Raw genomic sequence first — 17,563 nt, 5'->3', positions numbered from 1 at the left:
GAGCCGAGGGAAAGCGCTCTAGCGCGGGGTGTCTCGTGGTCACGGGCGCGGTACCCAACTGACAGACTGGAGAAATGAGCTTCTCGACAGCGCACCAGGTCACCCCGGCCGAGGCGCGGGTGGATCTCGCCGCGATCCGGCACAACGTGGGGCTGCTGGCGGCCAACGCCCCCGGCGCGGCGATGATGGCGGCCGTCAAGGCCGACGCCTACGGTCACGGCCTGGTCCCCGTGGCGCGGGCGTGCCTCGAGGCGGGCGCCTCCAGGCTCGGCACCGCGTTCGTACGAGAGGCCCTCGCGCTGCGCGAGGCGGGAGTCGAGGCGCCGATCCTGTCGTGGATCATCACGCCGGGGGAGCCGCTGGACGAGGCGCTGCTCCAGGATGTCGAGCTGTCCGCGAGCGGGTCCTGGGTGATCGACGAGATCGCCGCCGCCGCGGGCCGTACGGGACGGACCGCCAGGGTCCATCTGAAGGTGGACACCGGCATCTCGCGTGGCGGGGCGCCGATGGCCGAGTGGCCCGCGCTCGTGGAGAAGGCGCTGGCCGTACAGGCCGGAGGCGGGATCGAGATCACGGGGATCTGGTCCCACTTCGCCTGCGCCGACATTCCCCGGCACCCCTCGATCGACAGTCAGATCTCGACCTTCGACGAGGCCCTCGCCGTCGCGGACAAGGCGGGCGTCTCGAGCACCGTCATCCGCCACATCTCGAACTCGGCCGCCACCCTCACCGTGCCGCGCGCCAGGTACGACATGGTCAGGACGGGCATCGCCCTCTACGGGCTGAGCCCCGTACCCGAACTCGGCGACTTCGGGCTGCGCCCCGCGATGACCCTCACGGCGAGGCTGGCCCAGGCTAAGCGGGTCCCGGCCGGCTCGGGCGTCTCCTACGGCCACCTGTACGTCACCGAGCGGGAGACCACGCTCGGTCTCGTCCCGCTGGGTTACGCGGACGGGATCATGCGTGACGCGACGAACCGGGCCGAGGTGCTGGCCGCGGGGAAGCGGCGGACGATCGCCGGCCGGGTGTGCATGGACCAGTTCATGCTCGATCTCGGCGACGATCCCGCGGCGGAGGGCGACGAAGTGATCATTTTCGGCCCCGGGGACCATGGTGAGCCGACATGTCAGGAATGGGCGGATTCCCTGGGGACGATCACTCATGAGATCGTGACCAGGATCGGGTCCCGCGTGCCGCGCGTCCACGTGGACGGACGCTGAGCCGCGGTTGCGAGGAGAAGCGGTGATGAGCACACGTCGCAGGGTCGGCATCGCCGGTGCGGTCGTCGGTGCGGCCTCGGCCGGCGTGGCCGCGGCCGCCCTGGCCAAGAGGTACGCGGTCGGCCGCATCCGGTTGCGTCCGGATCTCGAGGCAACGGAGCCCTTCGGTGAGCTCCGGGGGCGTCCCGTGACGCTCACGACGTCGGACGGGGTGCTGATCCACGCCGAGGTCGACGGACCGGAGGACGCGCCGCTCACGATCGTGATGTGCCACGGCTACTGCCTGACGCTGGACTCCTGGCACTACCAGTGGCGGGATCTGCGCGAGTCCCACCGTCTCGTGTTGTGGGACCAGCGATCCCACGGGCAGTCGGCGCGTTCGGAGGACTGCTCGATCGACCGCCTCGGTGAGGACCTCGCGCTCGTGCTGGAGGAACTGGTCCCCGGCCCCTGCGTGCTGGTGGGCCACTCCATGGGCGGCATGACGATCATGGCGCTGGCCGACCGGCGGCCGGAGCTGTTCGGCGACAAGGTCCGCGGCGTCTCGCTGATCTCAACGTCGGCGGGCAAGCTGGCCGAGCTCACGCTGGGCCTGCCCGCCCTGTTGTCGAAGGTCGTGCACAAGGCCGTGCCGTCCGCGGTGTCCGTCATGCGCAGGAGCGGAGCCCTGGTGGACCGCGGCCGTGAGGCAGGGACCGACCTGTCCTTCCTCGCCCTGCGCCATCTCGGGTTCGGCGACTCGAAGAGCGTCAGCCCCACCGTGGTGGACTTCGTGGATTCGATGATCAGGGCCACCCCGAGCGAGGTGATCGCCGACTTCTATCCCGCCCTGATGTCGCACGACAAGCTGACCGCGCTCGACGTGCTGAACAAGGTGCCCACGGCGATCATCGTCGGGGACCGCGACTGGCTGACCCCCCTCGACCACAGCAGGGCCATCGCGGCGGCCGTGCCCACCGCCGAGCTGACCACGGTGCCGGACACCTCGCATCTCGTGCAGCTCGAACGGCCGGGAGCGGTCAACGACGCCCTGCGCGCACTGCTGAAGCGGACGGAGAGGGAGGACGTGTGAGCGCCACATCACCCGGTTCGGGGGCCGGCGTCCAGGAGATCGGTGCGGCGACCGCCGAGGAGATGCGGGCGGTGGGGGTTCGGCTGGCCACGCTGCTCGGCCCCGGCGACCTGGTCGTGCTCGGCGGGCCTCTGGGAGCGGGCAAGACCACTCTGGTGCAGGGCATCGCCGAAGGTCTCAAGGTGCGCGGACCGATCACCTCGCCGACGTTCGTGATCGCGCGGGTGCATCCCTCGCTGTCCGGCGGTCCCGCCCTCGTCCACGCGGACGCCTACCGGCTGGGCGGCTCGCTGGAGGTGGACGACCTCGACCTGGACGCCTCGATCGAGGAGTCCGTCACGGTCGTCGAGTGGGGCGAGGGTCTCGTCGAGGGCCTCTCCGACGAGCGGCTCGAGATCCACATCGAGCGCGGGGACGAAGGCGAGCAGCGGCTGGTACGGGTCCGGGGCGTCGGCGCCCGATGGGCCGGCACCGTCCTCTGATTCTCCGGCTCCGCCACCTCTCGCTCATTCCAGCAGTGACGAACCACACGTCAGGCTGTACACACGGCATGTATACATCATGTGTATATTCCCTGGCATGTCGATTGGACACACTTTCCTCGGCCTCCTCGAGTCCGGGCCGCGTCATGGCTACGACCTGAAGAAGACGTTTGACGACCGGTTCGGCCATGCGCGCCCCCTGCACTACGGCCAGGTCTACGCCACGCTCTCGCGACTGCTGAAAGACGGCCTCGTCGAACTCGACGGCGTCGAGCCGGGTGAGGGCCCGGAGCGCAAGCGGTACGCCGTCACGTCCGCCGGAGTGAGCGACGTCGAGCTGTGGCTGGCGAGTGCCGAGAAGCCCGAGCCGTATCTGCAGAACACCCTCTACACCAAGGTGATCCTGGCGCTGCTCACGGGCCGGTCCGCCGCGGACCTGCTCGACGTGCAGCGGGCCGAGCACCTCCGGCTGATGAGGGAGCTCACCCGGCGCAAGGCCGGCGGCGACCTCGCGGACAACCTCATCTGCGACCACGCGCTCTTCCACCTCGATGCCGACCTTCGCTGGCTTGAGTTGACCGCGGCCCGGCTCGACGACCTCCGCAGGCAGGTGCGGGCATGACCGGGCAGCCGTTGCTGGAGGCCGACGGCCTGCACAAGGCCTTCGGCCCGACGAAGGCGCTCGACGGCGCCTCGATCGCCATCCGGGCGGGTGAGATCGTCGCCATCATGGGGCCGTCGGGATCGGGCAAGTCGACCCTGCTGCACTGCCTCGCCGGCATCGTCCGGCCCGACTCCGGTCACGTGCGGTATCAGGGCGCCGAGATCTCGGCGATGACCGACGGGGAACGCAGCGCGCTGCGCCGCACCCAGTTCGGCTTCGTCTTCCAGTTCGGCCAGCTGGTGCCGGAGCTGACCTGCCTGGAGAACATCGCGCTCCCGCTGCGCATGGAGGGGGTCCGCCGTCGTGAGGCCGAGGCCCGGGCCGCCGAGTGGCTGGATCGTCTCCACCTCGCCGACGTGGGGCGGAAACGGCCGGGAGAGGTCTCCGGAGGTCAGGGCCAGCGGGTCGCCGTGGCCCGTGCGCTCGTCACGCGGCCACAGGCGGTGTTCGCCGACGAACCGACCGGCGCCCTCGACTCACTCAACGGTGAACGGGTGATGCGGCTGCTGACCGAGGCGGCCCGCGAGACGGGCGCGGCAGTGGTGCTGGTGACCCACGAAGCACGGGTGGCCGGATACTCCGATCGTGAAATCGTCGTGCGCGACGGCCGCACCCGCGACATCGCGCGGGAAATGGAGGAGGCGCTGTGAGCGACCGCCGGGGCCGGGCGTCCGCCTCGCGCGACGTGCTGCTGGGTATGCGGTTCGCCTTCGCCGGCGGCCGCGACGGCTGGACCCGCACCGTTCTCACCGCGGTGGGCGTGGGGATCGGCGTCGCGCTGCTCCTGCTTGCCGCCGCGGTGCCGGGCGCGTTGCAGGCCCGCCAGGAACGCACCTCCGCTCGCAGCGACCTGCGGTTGGGGGAGCAGATCCCGGCGGCGGCCGACACCATGCTGGTGGGACAGGTCGACACCTCCTTCCGCCAGACGCCGGTGCACGGGCGTCTCCTGCACCCCGAAGGCCCGCGGGCGCCGATCCCGCCCGGACTCACGGCCGTTCCCCGGCCCGGCGAGGTCGTGGTTTCGCCCGCGCTGAAGGACCTGCTCGACTCGCCGGACGGACCCCTGTTCGCCCCACGCCTCGACGGCGCCCGTGTGACCGGGACGATCCGGCAGGAAGGCCTGTCCGGCCCGGGCGAGCTGGCCTTCTACCGCGGCGTCGACGCCCTGCCCGCCGACGAGGTCACCAGGCTGCGAACCTTCGGCGACAGCCCTTCCTCGGAAGGGCTGGGGACGGTGCTCACCATCCTCGTTGTGATCATCATCGTTGTGTTGTTGCTGCCCATCGCGGTCTTCCTGGCCGCGGCCGTACGGTTCGGAAGCGAGAGCCGTGACCGGCGGATGGCGGCCCTGCGGTTGATCGGCGCCGACCGCCGGATGACGCGCCTGATGGCGGCAGGCGAGACGACGGCCGGTGCCTGCCTGGGGCTCGTGGTCGGCGGTGTGCTGTTCCTGGTCGGCCGCCAGATCGCGCCGATGCTCTCGCTCTGGGACATCAGCGTTTACGCGTCGGACGTACGGCCGAGCATTCCCCTCGTCGCCGTCATCGCGGTGGCCGTACCGGCGCTGTCAGTGGCGGTGAGTGTGCTCGCACTGCGAGGAGTGGCGATCGAGCCGCTGGGAGTGACCCGGCGCGCGACTCCGCCGCGGCGCAGGCTCTGGTGGCGGCTGATCCTGCCCGGAACCGGCCTGGCCCTTCTCGTCCCGCTGGTCGGCGGTCTACCCGAGACCATGGGCGGCGTCGTTCAATACCAGGTCGCGGCGGGGGCCGTCCTGTTGCTGATCGGCGCGGTCACCGTGCTCCCCTGGGTGATCGAGCTGGTCGTGCGTCCCCTGCGCGGCGGTCCGGTCGGCTGGCAGCTCGCCGTCCGGCGGCTGCAGCTCGACAGCGCCATGTCGGCGCGTCTGGTCAACGGGATCGCGGTCGCGGTCGCCGGTGCCATCGCGCTGCAGATGCTCTTCGCGGCCGTGCAGAAGGAGTCGACCGTTCAGACCCGGCAGGACCCCTCCCGGGCGCAGGCGCAGATCCGCACCCACGACCCGGCCTCGGCGGGACCGATCGCGGTGAGGCTGCGCGCCACACCGGGGGTGACCCGCGTCACCGAGACGCTGGTCGGCGGCGTGTCCGCCGAGCCGCCCGCCGGAGCGGCCGGGCAGGATCCCGCCTTCGCCTTGCTGCAGGTGGGGGATTGCGCCGCGCTGGCGGAGTACGCGGACCTGGGATCGTGCGCCGGCGGCGACGTCTTCATCGCCCGGGCGACGCCCGTCGACCCGGGCGCGCAGGAGGCCATCCGCCCCGGCGCCACGGTCACGGTCACGGTCGGAGACGGCGGGCCACGGTGGACGGTGCCGGGCGACGCCCGGCAGGTCCCCGCGCGCAGGGACCCCTCCGGTGTCTACCAGGACGTCATCCTCGCCACGCCGGGTGCCATCGACGCGAGGGCCGTGCCGAGGTCGATCGCGAACACGTTCGTCAGCCTCGACCCAGGCGATCCCGACGCGATGGAGCGGGTCAGGAACGTGGTGGCGCAACTCGATCCCGTCGGGACGGTCGCGACTCTGGCGGCCAGTGAGACCGTCGGCAGGTTCGACGGCATCCGTCGCGGCCTTTACGTGGGCGTCGTGGTGACTCTCCTGCTGATCGGGGCCAGCATGCTGGTGGGAACCGTGGAACAGTTGCGGGACCGGCGCAGGATGCTCGCCATGCTCGTCGCGGTCGGCACGCGGCGTAGCGCGCTGAGCTGGTCGGTGTTCTGGCAGACGTTCATACCGGTCATGATCGGTCTCGCCCTCGCGGTCGTCTTCGGGCTGGGACTCGGCGTCGCTCTGCTGAGGATGGTGTCGGTCCCCGTGTCGATCGACTGGGCGACGGTCGCGATCTCGGCGGGCATCGGCGCGGCCGTCGTCCTGCTGGTGACCGCGTTGAGCCTGCCGACCCTGTGGCGGCTCACCCGGCCGGAGGGTCTGCGCGTGGAGTGATCCCGAGGACGCGAGTGGAGCGCGTCCGCTCCCGGTAACCCCCTTGTCACCTCGACACGTCTGCCGAACATGCCGAAAAGAAGATCTCTAGTCATGGATTGGCATAGATTTTCTGGGTAAATGACCGGGCGTGGGAGGGGTTGGCCGATGAGCAGGGTCACGCAGGTCGCCGTCGCGGGAGTCGTTCTGTTCGGCGCGCTCGGGTGCTCGGCCTCGGCCCAGACGGACTCACCCACCCCCGCGATCACGCTGACCCCCGGTCTTCCCTCGCCGACGGTCACGATCCCGCGCCAGGACATCGAGGTCGTGGTGGAGCCCTCCACGGTCACCGGCGGGGCGACGAGAAGCGTCCGGATCACGGCCCGCTGCCCGCTTCCCCAGGGCGGCACCGCCTACCGGGCCGTCGCCCGCTCGGACGCCTTCACCGGCCCGATCTCGCTGCTGCCCCCCGTGGCGACGCCCTCCGCCTCCCCGACGGCCGAACCCGCCGTGCCTGGGCTGACGGGCAGCGCCCCCGTCCGGGCGGACGCCAAGGCCGGCGGCTACCGGGTGCAGGTGCGCTGTGAGGCCACCAACGACATCGGCACCGCCTCGTTCAAGGTCGTCTCGCCGACGCCGACGCGCACGCGGATTCCCACCCGGGCGCCGCACGCGGGCGGCGGAGGCACCGCCGCCGGCGGCCCCACCGACGATTCCGGCCTGCCCGTGGGCGTGACCGCGGTGGCACTGCTCGCCGTCCTCGGCGTCGGCATCGGCGTGGCCCGCAGGCGCTCGAGGAGCTGATTTTGGCGGTATCGACCCGGTGGGTCGTGGTGGCCGGGGTCGTCACCGGGCTCGCATTGTTCGCGGTGAACGGACGGTCCCAGGAGCCCCGCACCGCCGCCCGTCCCGACCCGATCGTGCCCAGGCGCATCGACATCCCTTCGCTGAGCCTGAAGGCGCCGCTGATGAAGCTCGGGCTCGACTCGGCCGGCGACGTCGAGCTTCCGCCGTTCGACAAGCCGTCGACGGCGGGGTGGTACACCGGCAGCGCGGTTCCTGGTGATCCTGGAGCCTCGGTGATCATCGGGCACGTCGACACCAAGACCGCGCCCGCCGTGTTCTACAAACTGCGCGATCTCCACAAGGGCGCGCTGGTCAAGGTCGTGCGCAGCGACGGCAAGACAGCCGACTACCTCGTCGACTCGGTCGAACGGGTCCCCAAGGACGACTTCCCGGCCGAGCGCGTCTACGCCGAGGACGGGCTGCGCCTGATCACCTGCGGCGGCGCCTTCGACTGGTCGGAGCACCAGTACCGCGACAACATCATCGTCTACGCGTCCCTCGAGAAGGACGTCTGATCGCTCGACGAGGATCGATCGTCGCCTTCTCCGTGATCATCGGCACGGTACGGCATGGCCCGGGGCGGCGGCCCGCTCGGCGTTCGGTCCACCTGCGCCCCCACACCGACTACCCTTGACGTTCGTGCTTGTCTTGGCCTTCGACACCGCCACACCCGCCGTCACGGCCGCCCTGCACGACGGAGGACGCGTGCTGGCCGAGTCGACGACGATCGACGCGCGGCGGCACGGGGAGCTGCTCGCTCCCACGATCGAGCGCGTCCTGCGCGACGCGGACGTGACGCTGCGGGATGTCACCGCGATCGTCGCCGGAACCGGCCCGGGGCCGTACACGGGACTGAGGGTCGGCCTGATGACCGCCACGGCGCTCGCGGCGACCGCCGGCGTGCCGGCCTTCGGCGTGTGCACCCTCGACGCCCTGGCGTATGCCACGAAGACGCCCGGCCCGTTCCTGGTCGCGACCGACGCGCGGCGCAAGGAGGTCTTCTGGGCGAGGTATGGCGACCGCGAGACGCGCCTCGACGGCCCCAAGGTGGACAGGCCGCAGGACCTGCCCGCCGACCTGCCCGTGGTCGGGGCCGGAGGCCTGCTCTACGCGGACGTCGTGGGTCCCGGCCGCATCGAGGGCCCGGAGCACCCGTCGGCCGCGGCGCTGGCGGCGCTCGCCGCCGGACGCCTCGCCACTCTGACGGACGAGGAGGCCGCCGCGATCGCCCGGGTGCCCGAGGGGCGCGTCGACTCGGTGGAGAAGGCTCGCGAGCTCGGCGTGCTCGGGCCGCCCCGGCCGATCTACCTGCGCCGCCCCGACGCCCAGGTGCCCGGGGCGCCCAAGAAGGTGACGACGTGAGCGTCCCGGTCGAAGAAGTGAGCGGGACGGGCGCCGTGTTGCGGCAGATGACCGTTGACGACCTCCCGGCGGTCATGGAGATCGAGCGGACCACCTTCCCCGCCGACGCGTGGAGCGAGTCCATGATGCGCGGGGAGCTGAACGACCAGCCGCGTACGCGGCACTACGTCGTCGCGTGCGTCGGCGACGCGATCGTCGGCTACGCGGGGCTGGCGGCGGCCGCGGACCAGGCCGACATCCAGACGATCGCGGTCCTGGCCGGGCACCGCCGTTCCGGAGTCGGGGCCGCCATGATGAGCGCGCTGCTGGCCGAGGCGGCGCGGCGCGGGGCAGAGACGGTCTTCCTCGAGGTGCGGTCGGACAACGAGCCCGCCCAGGCCATGTACGAGCGGTTCGGGTTCGAACGGCTCGGCGTGCGGCGCCGCTACTACGAGGACGGGACCGACGCCATCACGATGCTGAAGAAACTCGAGCGCGAGGGGACAGGGCATGAGCGGAGCTGACGAGCCGATCGTCCTGGGGATCGAGACGTCCTGCGACGAGACCGGCGTCGGCATCGTCCGCGGTCACACGCTGCTCGCGGACACGATCGCCTCCAGCATGGAGGAGCACGCGAGGTTCGGCGGCGTCGTGCCCGAGGTGGCCTCACGCGCCCACCTGGAGGCCATGACGCCGACGGTGGAAAGCGCGCTCGCCAAGGCGGGCCTGCGCTTCTCGGACATCGACGCGGTCGCCGTCACGGCCGGCCCCGGGCTCGCGGGTGCGCTGCTGGTGGGCGTCGCCGCCGCCAAGGCCTACGCCATGGGGCTCGGCGTCCCGCTGTACGGGGTCAACCATCTGGCCGCGCACGTGGCCGTCGACCAGCTCGAACACGGACCGCTGCCGAAGCCCGCCATCGCACTGCTGGTCTCGGGCGGCCACTCCTCGCTGCTGCTCGTGCCCGACGTGGCGCGCGAGGTCGTCTCGCTCGGCTCCACCGTCGACGACGCGGCCGGGGAGGCGTTCGACAAGGTGGCCCGGGTGCTCGGCCTGCCGTTCCCCGGAGGCCCGTACATCGACCGCGCGGCCCGCGAAGGCTCCGGCACCGCCGTCGCCTTCCCCCGGGGCAAGTACGACGACGGCACGCTGGACTTCTCCTTCTCCGGGTTGAAGACGGCGGTCGCCCGCTGGGTGGAGGCCCGTACGGCGGCGGGCGAGTCCGTTCCGGTCCACGACGTCGCCGCCTCGTTCCAGGAGGCCGTCGTCGACGTGCTCACCCGCAAGGCCCTCCAGGCGTGTGCCCGGCACGGTGTCGAGGACCTGCTGATCGGTGGCGGGGTGGCGGCCAACTCCCGGCTCCGCGCACTGGCCCAGGAGCGGTGCGACGCCGCCGGCGTGCGGCTGAGGGTCCCGCGGCCGGGCCTGTGCACCGACAACGGCGCGATGGTGGCCGCACTGGGATCGGAGCTGGTCGCCGCCGGCGCCGCCGCCTCCACGCTGGAGATCCCCGCGGACTCGTCGCTCCCGATCACGACCGTTCACGTCTGACCGGTCTCCGCCGGTCAGGCAGGTGATCAGTCGCCGGGGGAGCGCACCGGGCGCAGCAGGGCCTCGGCGAGCGCCAGCATGGTCTCCTCGAGCGCGGCCAGCCGCCGGGCCACGTCGCCGTGGACGGGCTCCACGACCCGGCTGGTGGCCTCGGAGACGGTGTCCGCTAGCTCCTCGAGGCCGGGCCGGCTCCTGATCGCGTCGAGGAGGGGCGCGAGCGAGCTCGCGGTGGCGCCGACCTGCACGCCCATCTCGGCGACGGCGGCGCGCAACTCGGCGACCTCGAGCTCAGCGGGCAGCCCTCCCACGCGCTCGCTCGCCGCCTCCAGCCGCTCGTCCACGGCATCGAGCCGCCCGAGGACGGCGGCCTCCAGGCGCTCGACCCGCTGGACCACCTCGGTGACGGCCTTGTCGAGGCGGGTGAACCGGCCCGCCGCCGCCTCCATGCTCGCGTGGACCTGACCGAGGCGCTGGGTGACGGAGGACATCTGGTCCGCGACGTCCTGGGTGCGGCCCCTGACCTCGTCCACGTGCTCGCGCAGCGACTCCACGTGCTGCGCGAGAGCCTCGGCCCAGGCGGGCGGCCGGGTGGTCATGTCCTCGAGCCGTCCCGCGACGCTCTCCACGGCGCCGCTCAGGCCGCCGAGCTCACGCTCGCGGACCTCGCGCAGCAGCCACTCCATGCCCTCCAGGCGCTGCCGGATCTCGTCGAGCACGGCCCCCTGCGTCCGCTGCTCGTAGACGTGGTCCTGGGCCGCGCGGGCCAGGAGTTCGCGCATCCGGTCGGAGATGGCGGTCTGGCTGCCCGCCTGGAGGAGGGTGTGGCTGGAATGGTCCACCGAAAGCTCCTTCACTCGCTGAGGCGGTGGTATCGGCCCGGTCTCGCGGAAATGAACGAACAGGGGGAACAGACCGCGCGGCCAACTGTAGGCCCTGAGCGGCGCGGCTTTCGGGTGGACTGTAAAAGATCGCAATTCTCGATGAATTGCCGGGATTGCTGGGTTCAGTGCAGGTCGGCGGGGTCGCACAGCAGCACGTACGGCCGGTCGTCGATGCGCGTGAGAACGACGACCGCTGAATTTCCGCCGGAAAGCCGGAGGTCTTTCCTTAAACGCTCGATATCGACGGCGGAACCGCGCTTCTTGATGGTGACGTTTCCGACTTTCCGGTTTCTCAGCACGCTCCGGAGGTGCTTGAGCGAGAAGGGCATCATGTCGGCGACCTCGTAACAGGACGCCCATTGCGTGGGCACCCGGCTGTCGCCGGTGATGTAGGCGATCCGCGGGTCGAGCAGGCGCCCGCCGACCATCGCGGCCACCTCGGCGACCAGGTGCGCCCGGACCGCGGCGCCGTCGGGTTCGTAGAGGTAGCGGCCCACCGGCCCGGCCTCGGCCCCGGCGCCGGAGGACGTGAGCGTCTCACCGGACGGCAGCATGGTCGCGCGCCGGCCGCTCGCTCGCGTCCCGACCCAGATGGCCGCTTCCTTGACCTCTCTCCTGTGGGAGATCCACTCCGCCTCCGCGCCCTCGGGGACGAGTTCGTGCGGGATGCCGGGCGCGACCTTGAGGCAGGCCGTGCGCGTCCGGGAGACCAGGTCGAGCACCGCGGGCCAGGTGGGGGAGTAGGCCATCGGGTCGAAGATCCGTCCCCTGGCCCCCCGCCTGGCGGGGTCGGCGAACAGCAGGTCGTAATCAGAGGGGTCGGTCTCGACGGCGTCGGCGGTGCGGACGCCGACGAGGGAGGACAGTCCCAGCGCCGCGGCGTTGGCCCTGGCGACCTCCACGGTCAGCGGGTCGAGGTCGACGGCGTCGACGGCGAACCCCGCGCGGGCGAGCGCGATGACGTCTCCGCCGACGCCGCAGCACACGTCGAGGACCCGTGCGATCGGCCCCGTGGCGGGGTGCGCGGCGGGCCCCGCGGGTGGTTCCGGGCTCGGTGCCGGGCCTGACGTCGTGGCCGATGCCGGGTCCGATGTCGTGGCGGGCGCGATGAGCAGGCGGGCGCGACGGGCGCGATGGGCGGCTACCTCGGCCCGCGTGGCCTGTTCCAGTCCGTGTGGCGTGAAATACATCACGGCGGCGTCCGGGCCGAACTTGGCCTCGGCCCGTCGCCGCAGCGAGGCCTGGGTGAGCGCGGCCGCGGTGAGCTCGGGCGGGTGGCTCCTGCGTAGCGTGGTGGCCGCCACGATCGGATCGGCTCCCGCTTCCGCCAGCTCGACGGCCTGCGCCAGGGCCTTCTGCCCGGCCGGTTCGAGCAGGTCGCGAAACGCCTCGAGGTCCACGCCTCCCGACGTTATCGCTTCGCCGTACGGGCTCTGGACGCGTGGGCGGCCCGTCCGGCGGCCCCGGTGCCCGGTCCTGCGGCTCAGGCGCGGGTGCGGCGGACCAGGCCCGGGGTTCGGAGGCTCAGACGTGGGGTGCGGTGGCTCCGGCCCCGGGCGCGGCGGTCCGGGCGGCCCGCTAAGTGAGTCCGGCGTGTCCGGAAAGCGAGATGACCTGCGGCGTGAGTTCGTGTTGACTGTCACGGCCCCCTTGCATACTGTTTCGTGTTGGCACTCGCCTAGTGAGAGTGCCAACATGCGACGAGGCAGGTCTGACACCCGCGACGGCAGGCCGCTGGTCGCCTCTTCAGCTCATTCATCGCAATCTGAAGGGGAGGTCCGATCGTGACGACCGCCACTAAGGTTCCCGTTAAGCCGCTTGGTGACCGCATCGTGGTCCAGCCGCTCGAGGCTGAGCAGACCACCGCTTCCGGTCTGGTCATCCCGGACACCGCCAAGGAGAAGCCCCAGGAGGGCCGCGTCCTCGCTGTGGGCCCGGGCAACTGGGACGAGGACGGCGAGAAGCGGATTCCGCTCGACGTCAGCGAGGGCGACATCGTCCTCTACAGCAAGTACGGCGGCACCGAGGTCAAGTACGGCGGCGAGGAGTACCTGGTGCTCTCGGCCCGCGACGTGCTCGCCATCATCGAGAAGTAGGCTGCGCCAAGCATGAGGAGCCCCGGGACGTTCGCGCCCGGGGCTCCCGTGCGCTTATAAGGAGACTTGAATGCCCAAGATCCTGGAGTTCGAGGAGGACGCGCGGCGCGCTCTTGAGCGTGGCGTGAACGCCCTCGCGGACGCCGTGAAGGTTACCCTCGGCCCCCGTGGCCGCAACGTGGTCATCGACAAGAAGTTCGGCGCCCCGACCATCACGAACGACGGTGTGACCATCGCCCGTGAGGTCGAGCTCGACAAGCCGTACGAGAACCTCGGCGCCCAGCTCGCCAAGGAAGTCGCGACCAAGACCAACGACGTGGCCGGTGACGGCACCACCACGGCGACCGTCCTGGCGCAGGCGATGGTCCGTGAGGGCCTGCGCAACGTGGCCGCCGGCGCCCAGCCGCTGGCCCTGAAGCGCGGCATCGACCTGGCGGCCAAGGCCGTCAGCGACCGGCTGCTCGACAGCGCCCGCCACGTCGAGGACAAGCAGGAGATCGCGAACGTCGCGACCATCTCCGCGCAGGACGCCAAGATCGGCGAGCTGATCGCCGAGGCGTTCGACAAGGTGGGCAAGGACGGTGTCATCACCGTCGAAGAGTCCAACGCCATGGGCCTTGAGCTGGAGTTCACCGAGGGCCTCCAGTTCGACAAGGGTTACCTGTCGCACTACATGGTGACCGACCAGGACCGCATGGAGTCCGTTCTCGAGGACCCCTACATCCTGATCACCCAGGGCAAGATCGCCTCCATCGCGGACTTCCTGCCGCTGCTGGAGAAGATCGCGCAGACCAAGAAGCAGCTGCTGGTCATCGCCGAGGACGTCGAGGGCGAGGCTCTCGCCGTTCTGGTGACCAACAAGATCCGTGGCACGTTCACCTCCGTCGCCGTCAAGGCGCCCGGCTTCGGTGACCGCCGCAAGGCCATGCTGCAGGACATCGCCATCCTCACCGGCGGCCAGGTCGTCAGCGAGGAGATCGGCCTCAAGCTGGAGCACGTCGGCCTCGAGGTGCTCGGCACCGCGCGCCGCGTCGTCGTCGGAAAGGACGCCACGACGGTCGTCGACGGCGCCGGCGAGGCCTCCGCGATCGAGGACCGGATCCGCGAGATCAAGCTGGCCATCGAGCAGTCGGACTCCGACTGGGACCGTGAGAAGCTCCAGGAGCGGCTCGCGAAGCTCTCCGGCGGCGTCTCCGTGCTCAAGGTCGGCGCGGCCACCGAGGTGGAGCTCAAGGAGAAGAAGCACCGTCTCGAGGACGCGATCTCCGCGACCCGCGCCGCGATCGAGGAGGGCATCGTCTCCGGCGGTGGCTCCGCGCTCGTGCACGTCTCCAAGGAGCTCGACGACCTCGGCCTGACCGGCGACGAGGCCACGGGCGTCTCGATCGTGCGCAAGGCGCTGATCGAGCCGGCTCGGTGGATCGCCGAGAACGCCGGGCTCGAGGGCTACGTCGTCACCTACAAGATCGCCGAGCTGAAGGCCGGTGAGGGCCTCAACGCCGCGACCGGCGAGTACGGCGACCTGGTGGCCCAGGGCGTCATCGACCCGGTCAAGGTGACCCGTTCGGCCGTTCAGAACGCCGCGTCCATCGCGGGCATGCTGCTGACGACCGAGGCCCTCGTGGTCGACAAGCCCGAGGAGGAAGAGGCTCCGGCCGCGGGCGGCCACGGGCACGGTCACGGGCACGGTCACTGACCCACCCGAGTCTCCCCGCCTGAGGGGGACACCTGAGAATGCGGTACGGCTCCCGCCTCGACGAGGCGGGAGCCGTACTTCTTTATAGAAGTCGGGTCGGCTGACAATTCCTGACGATTTGGCCATTTGGTTGGAATGTTCCAACGGTATTGTGTTCAGTCGATTACACCTGGTTATCGCCGCGTCAATGTGACCAATCCGTAGCCGTCAACCATGACGACATGCACGATCGTGGCGGGCATCATGCCTAACGTGACCGAGGGACGCGTCGCCGACGCCGCAACTGGGGTAAGGCTTGCGACGAGATCGGATGAGTCCGACCTCAGGGAACTGACCAGCCTTGCCGTACAAGGAGATCGCCGCGCGATCGAATCGCTTCTGGGGCATCTGCGCCCCATGGTGGTGCGATATTGCCGAGCCCGGCTGGGCAGGGTATCCGGTCATTACCACATCGCCGACGATGTCGCACAGGAAGTGTGCATCGCCGTTCTTTCCGCGTTACCGCGTTATCGCGATATGGGCCGGCCGTTCGCCTCGTTCGTGTTCGGAATCGCCTCGCACAAGGTGGCCGACGCGCTGCGCAGTTCGGTCCGCTCCGCCGTGCCGACGCAGGACCTGCCGGACGGGCCGGACGAGGGGCCGGGCCCGGAGGAGACCGTGGTCCGCTACATCGAGGCGCAGCACGCCCGGGACCTGCTGGCACGCCTTCCGGACAACCAGCGTGAGCTCCTCATCCTCCGGGTGGTGTCGGGCCTTTCTGCCGAAGAGACCGGTAATGTACTCGGCATGTCACCAGGTGCCGTCCGGGTCGCCCAGCATCGCGCCCTCACCAGGTTGAGGCAAATGGCCGAGCTGGAGTCGATTGCGTGACCACGAAACGTCGTCGTCGTCCGGCACGCTTCCTCGGGTCGTACGGCGACGCCGACGTGGAGGCCGACGTACTGCGGACCGACGCGCTCCTCGACGGGCTGGCCCGCCGTGAGCCGGTGGCCTCCGGCGCCGACGCCGCGATCCGGCTGCTTGGCGCGCTCGTGGCCGACGTGGAGAGTCAGCGGCTCTCCTCGGTGTCGATCACCCCGTCCACGTAGCCCCGGGCGTACTCCCAGCTGACGTAGTCGGAGGGGTCGGGCTGGAAGGCCGGCTCGTGGACCTGGGGCCGGCCGTTGTCGATCATCTGACGAAGGTTGCCGCGGAGCAGGTCCCAGTCGAAGTAATGCTGCTCGCCGCACTCCGGGCAGTCGAGGACGAGCCCCAGCACCCCCTGGGGCTCGAGCAGGGAACGGAAGACCTCCACGTCGGCGAGGTCGGTCAGCGCCTCATCCCGCTCGGCGACGCTGAGCGGCTCCGGGTCGTCGGGCTCGCCCAGCTCGGCGGCGGGGTCGTTGGGGTCATCCGCGAACGGGTCGCGGGGGACGTCTTCCAGCACGCATCCCACCTTATGACCCGGACCCACCATGGTGAGTGAAAGTGGACCCCATCTACTGATTGGGCTGTCATAACGGACCCGGCGTGTCGGACGTCCCGCTCAGCAGTGGTCACAACCAGCCGCGACGCGCGGCCTCGACTCCCGCGTGGAAGCGGGACTGCGCCCCCAGCTCGGCCATCGCCTCCGCGAATCTGGTCCGGACGGTCCGGACGGACAGGCCCAGGTGGCGGGCGATCCCCTCGTCGCTGAGCCCCTGCGCGGCCAGCCTCAGCACCTGCGATATGCCGCTGTCGTACGACGAGATCGGGACGGCCCTGGCCCACAGTTCCTCGAAGAGCGAGCGGAGCGCCGCCACCACGATCGGCGCGCGGACCAGGTAGCAGTTGTAGCCGTGTTCAGGCAGCGAGTCGCCCCAGTCGGCGGGCAGGCCGGCGGTGTCGTCGCCCAGGGCGAAGAACCAGCTCGGCACCTTGTCGAGGGTCCGGATGCGCGCGCCCGCCTCGGTCAGCCGTTCGCACACCTTCCGGATGCCGGGCGCCTCCATCACCGAGATGGGAATGACAACCCGCGAGGACAGCAGCCCGTCCCTCATCGCCTGGGTCCAGGGGCCGGTGTACTTCTCGACCAGGTCGCTCATCGTCCGCCGGTCCGGGATCACGGAGACCAGGTCGGCCGGCGGCGCCTGCAGCGCGAGGCCGACGACGCTCTCGTAGAGCTCGTCCGCCCCGCCCACGAGATCGACGGCGAACTGGCCGTTCTGGTAGTCGCGGCCGGCGTCGTAGTGGTGGGTGAGGGGGGCGACCGAGGCCAGGGCGGCGTCGATCTGGCGGCTCTCCCTGGCGAGCCGGTCGAGCCTCTCCGCCACCAGTCTCCCGATGGCGGCGGCCGGATGGCGGGCGAGGTACTCCCCCTGCTGCTCGTCGACCGTGCCCAGCCGTACGAGCCGGGTGAGCCGGTCGAGCACGTCGTCGACGGGTTCGTCGACGGCCCGGGCGATCTCGGCGAGGGTGGCCCGGTGGAGCTTCAGGACGACGGTGTAGAGGTCCCTGTGCTCCTGGGTGAGGCCGAGGGATTCGAGGGGATCCGCGTTCCGCGTCGTGATCATCAGCCGCTCCGTTGGTCGTCCGCCTCGCGCCGGATCCGCGGGCCGCGCCGACGGCGGAACTCGCGGAAACTCCCGTCCCTCGCGTCGCGAGAATAGCCGCGCCCTCCCGCGCCTGCCGGGCGTTCGCATATTCGGAAGTGCCCCGGTTGAAGTTTTGTGCATATGCACGTTCCAAAGCTTTCTTCGCCCGCAGTTTCGAAAGCGCGACAAAATGCAACTTCGTGCAGTTG

At 70.8% G+C, this 17,563-nt stretch carries 19 protein-coding genes; 15 read left to right on the top strand and 4 right to left on the bottom strand.

Going from position 1 to position 17,563, the window contains the following annotated elements:
• Positions 1–74: 74 nt before the first annotated feature.
• The 11 genes from alr (at position 75) to tsaD (ending at position 10,129) form a co-directional block, all read left to right on the top strand.
• On the top strand, positions 75–1,220 hold the full coding sequence (alr, locus tag Pka01_RS27280; RefSeq protein WP_203885755.1) for an alanine racemase: 1,146 nt from the start codon (positions 75–77) through the stop codon (positions 1,218–1,220).
• 25 nt (positions 1,221–1,245) lie between these two features.
• On the top strand, positions 1,246–2,292 hold the full coding sequence (locus tag Pka01_RS27275) for an alpha/beta fold hydrolase (RefSeq protein WP_203885754.1): 1,047 nt from the start codon (positions 1,246–1,248) through the stop codon (positions 2,290–2,292).
• A gap of 62 nt (positions 2,293–2,354) precedes the next feature.
• Positions 2,355–2,774 (top strand): tRNA (adenosine(37)-N6)-threonylcarbamoyltransferase complex ATPase subunit type 1 TsaE, encoded by a 420-nt coding sequence (gene tsaE, locus Pka01_RS27270; protein WP_203885802.1) that lies wholly within the window; start codon positions 2,355–2,357, stop codon positions 2,772–2,774.
• Between the two features lie 97 nt (positions 2,775–2,871).
• Complete coding sequence (locus tag Pka01_RS27265; RefSeq protein ID WP_203885753.1) at positions 2,872–3,396, top strand: PadR family transcriptional regulator; 525 nt, start codon at positions 2,872–2,874, stop codon at positions 3,394–3,396.
• Positions 3,393–4,088 carry an ABC transporter ATP-binding protein gene (locus tag Pka01_RS27260; protein ID WP_203885752.1) on the top strand — a complete coding sequence of 232 codons (696 nt, stop codon included), beginning with the start codon at positions 3,393–3,395 and terminating at the stop codon, positions 4,086–4,088. Before Pka01_RS27265 ends, Pka01_RS27260 begins: the two co-directional genes overlap by 4 nt.
• Positions 4,085–6,415 carry an ABC transporter permease gene (locus tag Pka01_RS27255; RefSeq protein ID WP_203885751.1) on the top strand — a complete coding sequence of 777 codons (2,331 nt, stop codon included), beginning with the start codon at positions 4,085–4,087 and terminating at the stop codon, positions 6,413–6,415. Before Pka01_RS27260 ends, Pka01_RS27255 begins: the two co-directional genes overlap by 4 nt.
• A gap of 147 nt (positions 6,416–6,562) precedes the next feature.
• Positions 6,563–7,198 carry a hypothetical protein gene (locus tag Pka01_RS27250; RefSeq protein WP_203885750.1) on the top strand — a complete coding sequence of 212 codons (636 nt, stop codon included), beginning with the start codon at positions 6,563–6,565 and terminating at the stop codon, positions 7,196–7,198.
• Positions 7,199–7,200: 2 nt separating this feature from the next.
• A complete protein-coding gene (locus tag Pka01_RS27245; protein ID WP_203885749.1) occupies positions 7,201–7,755 on the top strand; it encodes a class F sortase in 555 nt (184 codons plus the stop codon).
• A 124-nt stretch (positions 7,756–7,879) separates the two neighbouring features.
• Positions 7,880–8,602 carry a tRNA (adenosine(37)-N6)-threonylcarbamoyltransferase complex dimerization subunit type 1 TsaB gene (tsaB, locus tag Pka01_RS27240; RefSeq protein WP_203885748.1) on the top strand — a complete coding sequence of 241 codons (723 nt, stop codon included), beginning with the start codon at positions 7,880–7,882 and terminating at the stop codon, positions 8,600–8,602.
• A 47-nt stretch (positions 8,603–8,649) separates the two neighbouring features.
• A complete protein-coding gene (gene rimI / locus Pka01_RS27235; protein WP_203885801.1) occupies positions 8,650–9,105 on the top strand; it encodes a ribosomal protein S18-alanine N-acetyltransferase in 456 nt (151 codons plus the stop codon).
• A complete protein-coding gene (tsaD, locus tag Pka01_RS27230; RefSeq protein ID WP_203885747.1) occupies positions 9,092–10,129 on the top strand; it encodes a tRNA (adenosine(37)-N6)-threonylcarbamoyltransferase complex transferase subunit TsaD in 1,038 nt (345 codons plus the stop codon). The genes rimI and tsaD overlap by 14 nt, the downstream gene beginning before the upstream one ends.
• Before the next feature lie 26 nt (positions 10,130–10,155).
• Here the strand turns inward: tsaD and Pka01_RS27225 are convergent, their stop codons facing one another.
• Both Pka01_RS27225 and Pka01_RS27220 read right to left on the bottom strand, forming a co-directional pair.
• Positions 10,156–10,968, bottom strand: coding sequence for a hypothetical protein (locus tag Pka01_RS27225; RefSeq protein ID WP_203885746.1), 813 nt, complete (start codon positions 10,966–10,968; stop codon positions 10,156–10,158).
• A gap of 164 nt (positions 10,969–11,132) precedes the next feature.
• Positions 11,133–12,410, bottom strand: coding sequence for a class I SAM-dependent methyltransferase (locus Pka01_RS27220; RefSeq protein ID WP_203885745.1), 1,278 nt, complete (start codon positions 12,408–12,410; stop codon positions 11,133–11,135).
• 384 nt (positions 12,411–12,794) lie between these two features.
• Between Pka01_RS27220 and groES the strand changes: the two genes are divergently transcribed.
• The 4 genes from groES to Pka01_RS27200 all read left to right on the top strand — a co-directional run bounded on the left by groES (position 12,795) and on the right by Pka01_RS27200 (position 15,890).
• Positions 12,795–13,106, top strand: coding sequence for a co-chaperone GroES (gene groES / locus Pka01_RS27215; RefSeq protein WP_425571062.1), 312 nt, complete (start codon positions 12,795–12,797; stop codon positions 13,104–13,106).
• Positions 13,107–13,176: 70 nt separating this feature from the next.
• Positions 13,177–14,802 (top strand): chaperonin GroEL, encoded by a 1,626-nt coding sequence (gene groL / locus Pka01_RS27210; RefSeq protein WP_203885744.1) that lies wholly within the window; start codon positions 13,177–13,179, stop codon positions 14,800–14,802.
• Between the two features lie 243 nt (positions 14,803–15,045).
• Complete coding sequence (locus tag Pka01_RS27205; RefSeq protein WP_203885799.1) at positions 15,046–15,672, top strand: sigma-70 family RNA polymerase sigma factor; 627 nt, start codon at positions 15,046–15,048, stop codon at positions 15,670–15,672.
• The gene (locus Pka01_RS27200; RefSeq protein ID WP_203885743.1) at positions 15,669–15,890 is read left to right on the top strand and encodes a hypothetical protein; all 222 of its coding nucleotides are present in this window, start codon (positions 15,669–15,671) and stop codon (positions 15,888–15,890) included. The genes Pka01_RS27205 and Pka01_RS27200 overlap by 4 nt, the downstream gene beginning before the upstream one ends.
• Here the strand turns inward: Pka01_RS27200 and Pka01_RS27195 are convergent.
• Both Pka01_RS27195 and Pka01_RS27190 read right to left on the bottom strand, forming a co-directional pair.
• On the bottom strand, positions 15,851–16,228 hold the full coding sequence (locus Pka01_RS27195) for a DUF5319 domain-containing protein (RefSeq protein WP_203885742.1): 378 nt from the start codon (positions 16,226–16,228) through the stop codon (positions 15,851–15,853). The genes Pka01_RS27200 and Pka01_RS27195 overlap by 40 nt on opposite strands.
• Positions 16,229–16,337: 109 nt before the next feature.
• Positions 16,338–17,333 carry a helix-turn-helix transcriptional regulator gene (locus Pka01_RS27190; protein ID WP_203885741.1) on the bottom strand — a complete coding sequence of 332 codons (996 nt, stop codon included), beginning with the start codon at positions 17,331–17,333 and terminating at the stop codon, positions 16,338–16,340.
• Positions 17,334–17,563: the final 230 nt, after the last annotated feature.

Source organism: Planotetraspora kaengkrachanensis (assembly GCF_016862895.1).
GTDB lineage: Bacteria > Actinomycetota > Actinomycetes > Streptosporangiales > Streptosporangiaceae > Planotetraspora > Planotetraspora kaengkrachanensis.
The sequence above is the reverse complement of the archived record's forward strand: the minus strand, read 5'-3'. Positions and strand labels throughout refer to the sequence as shown.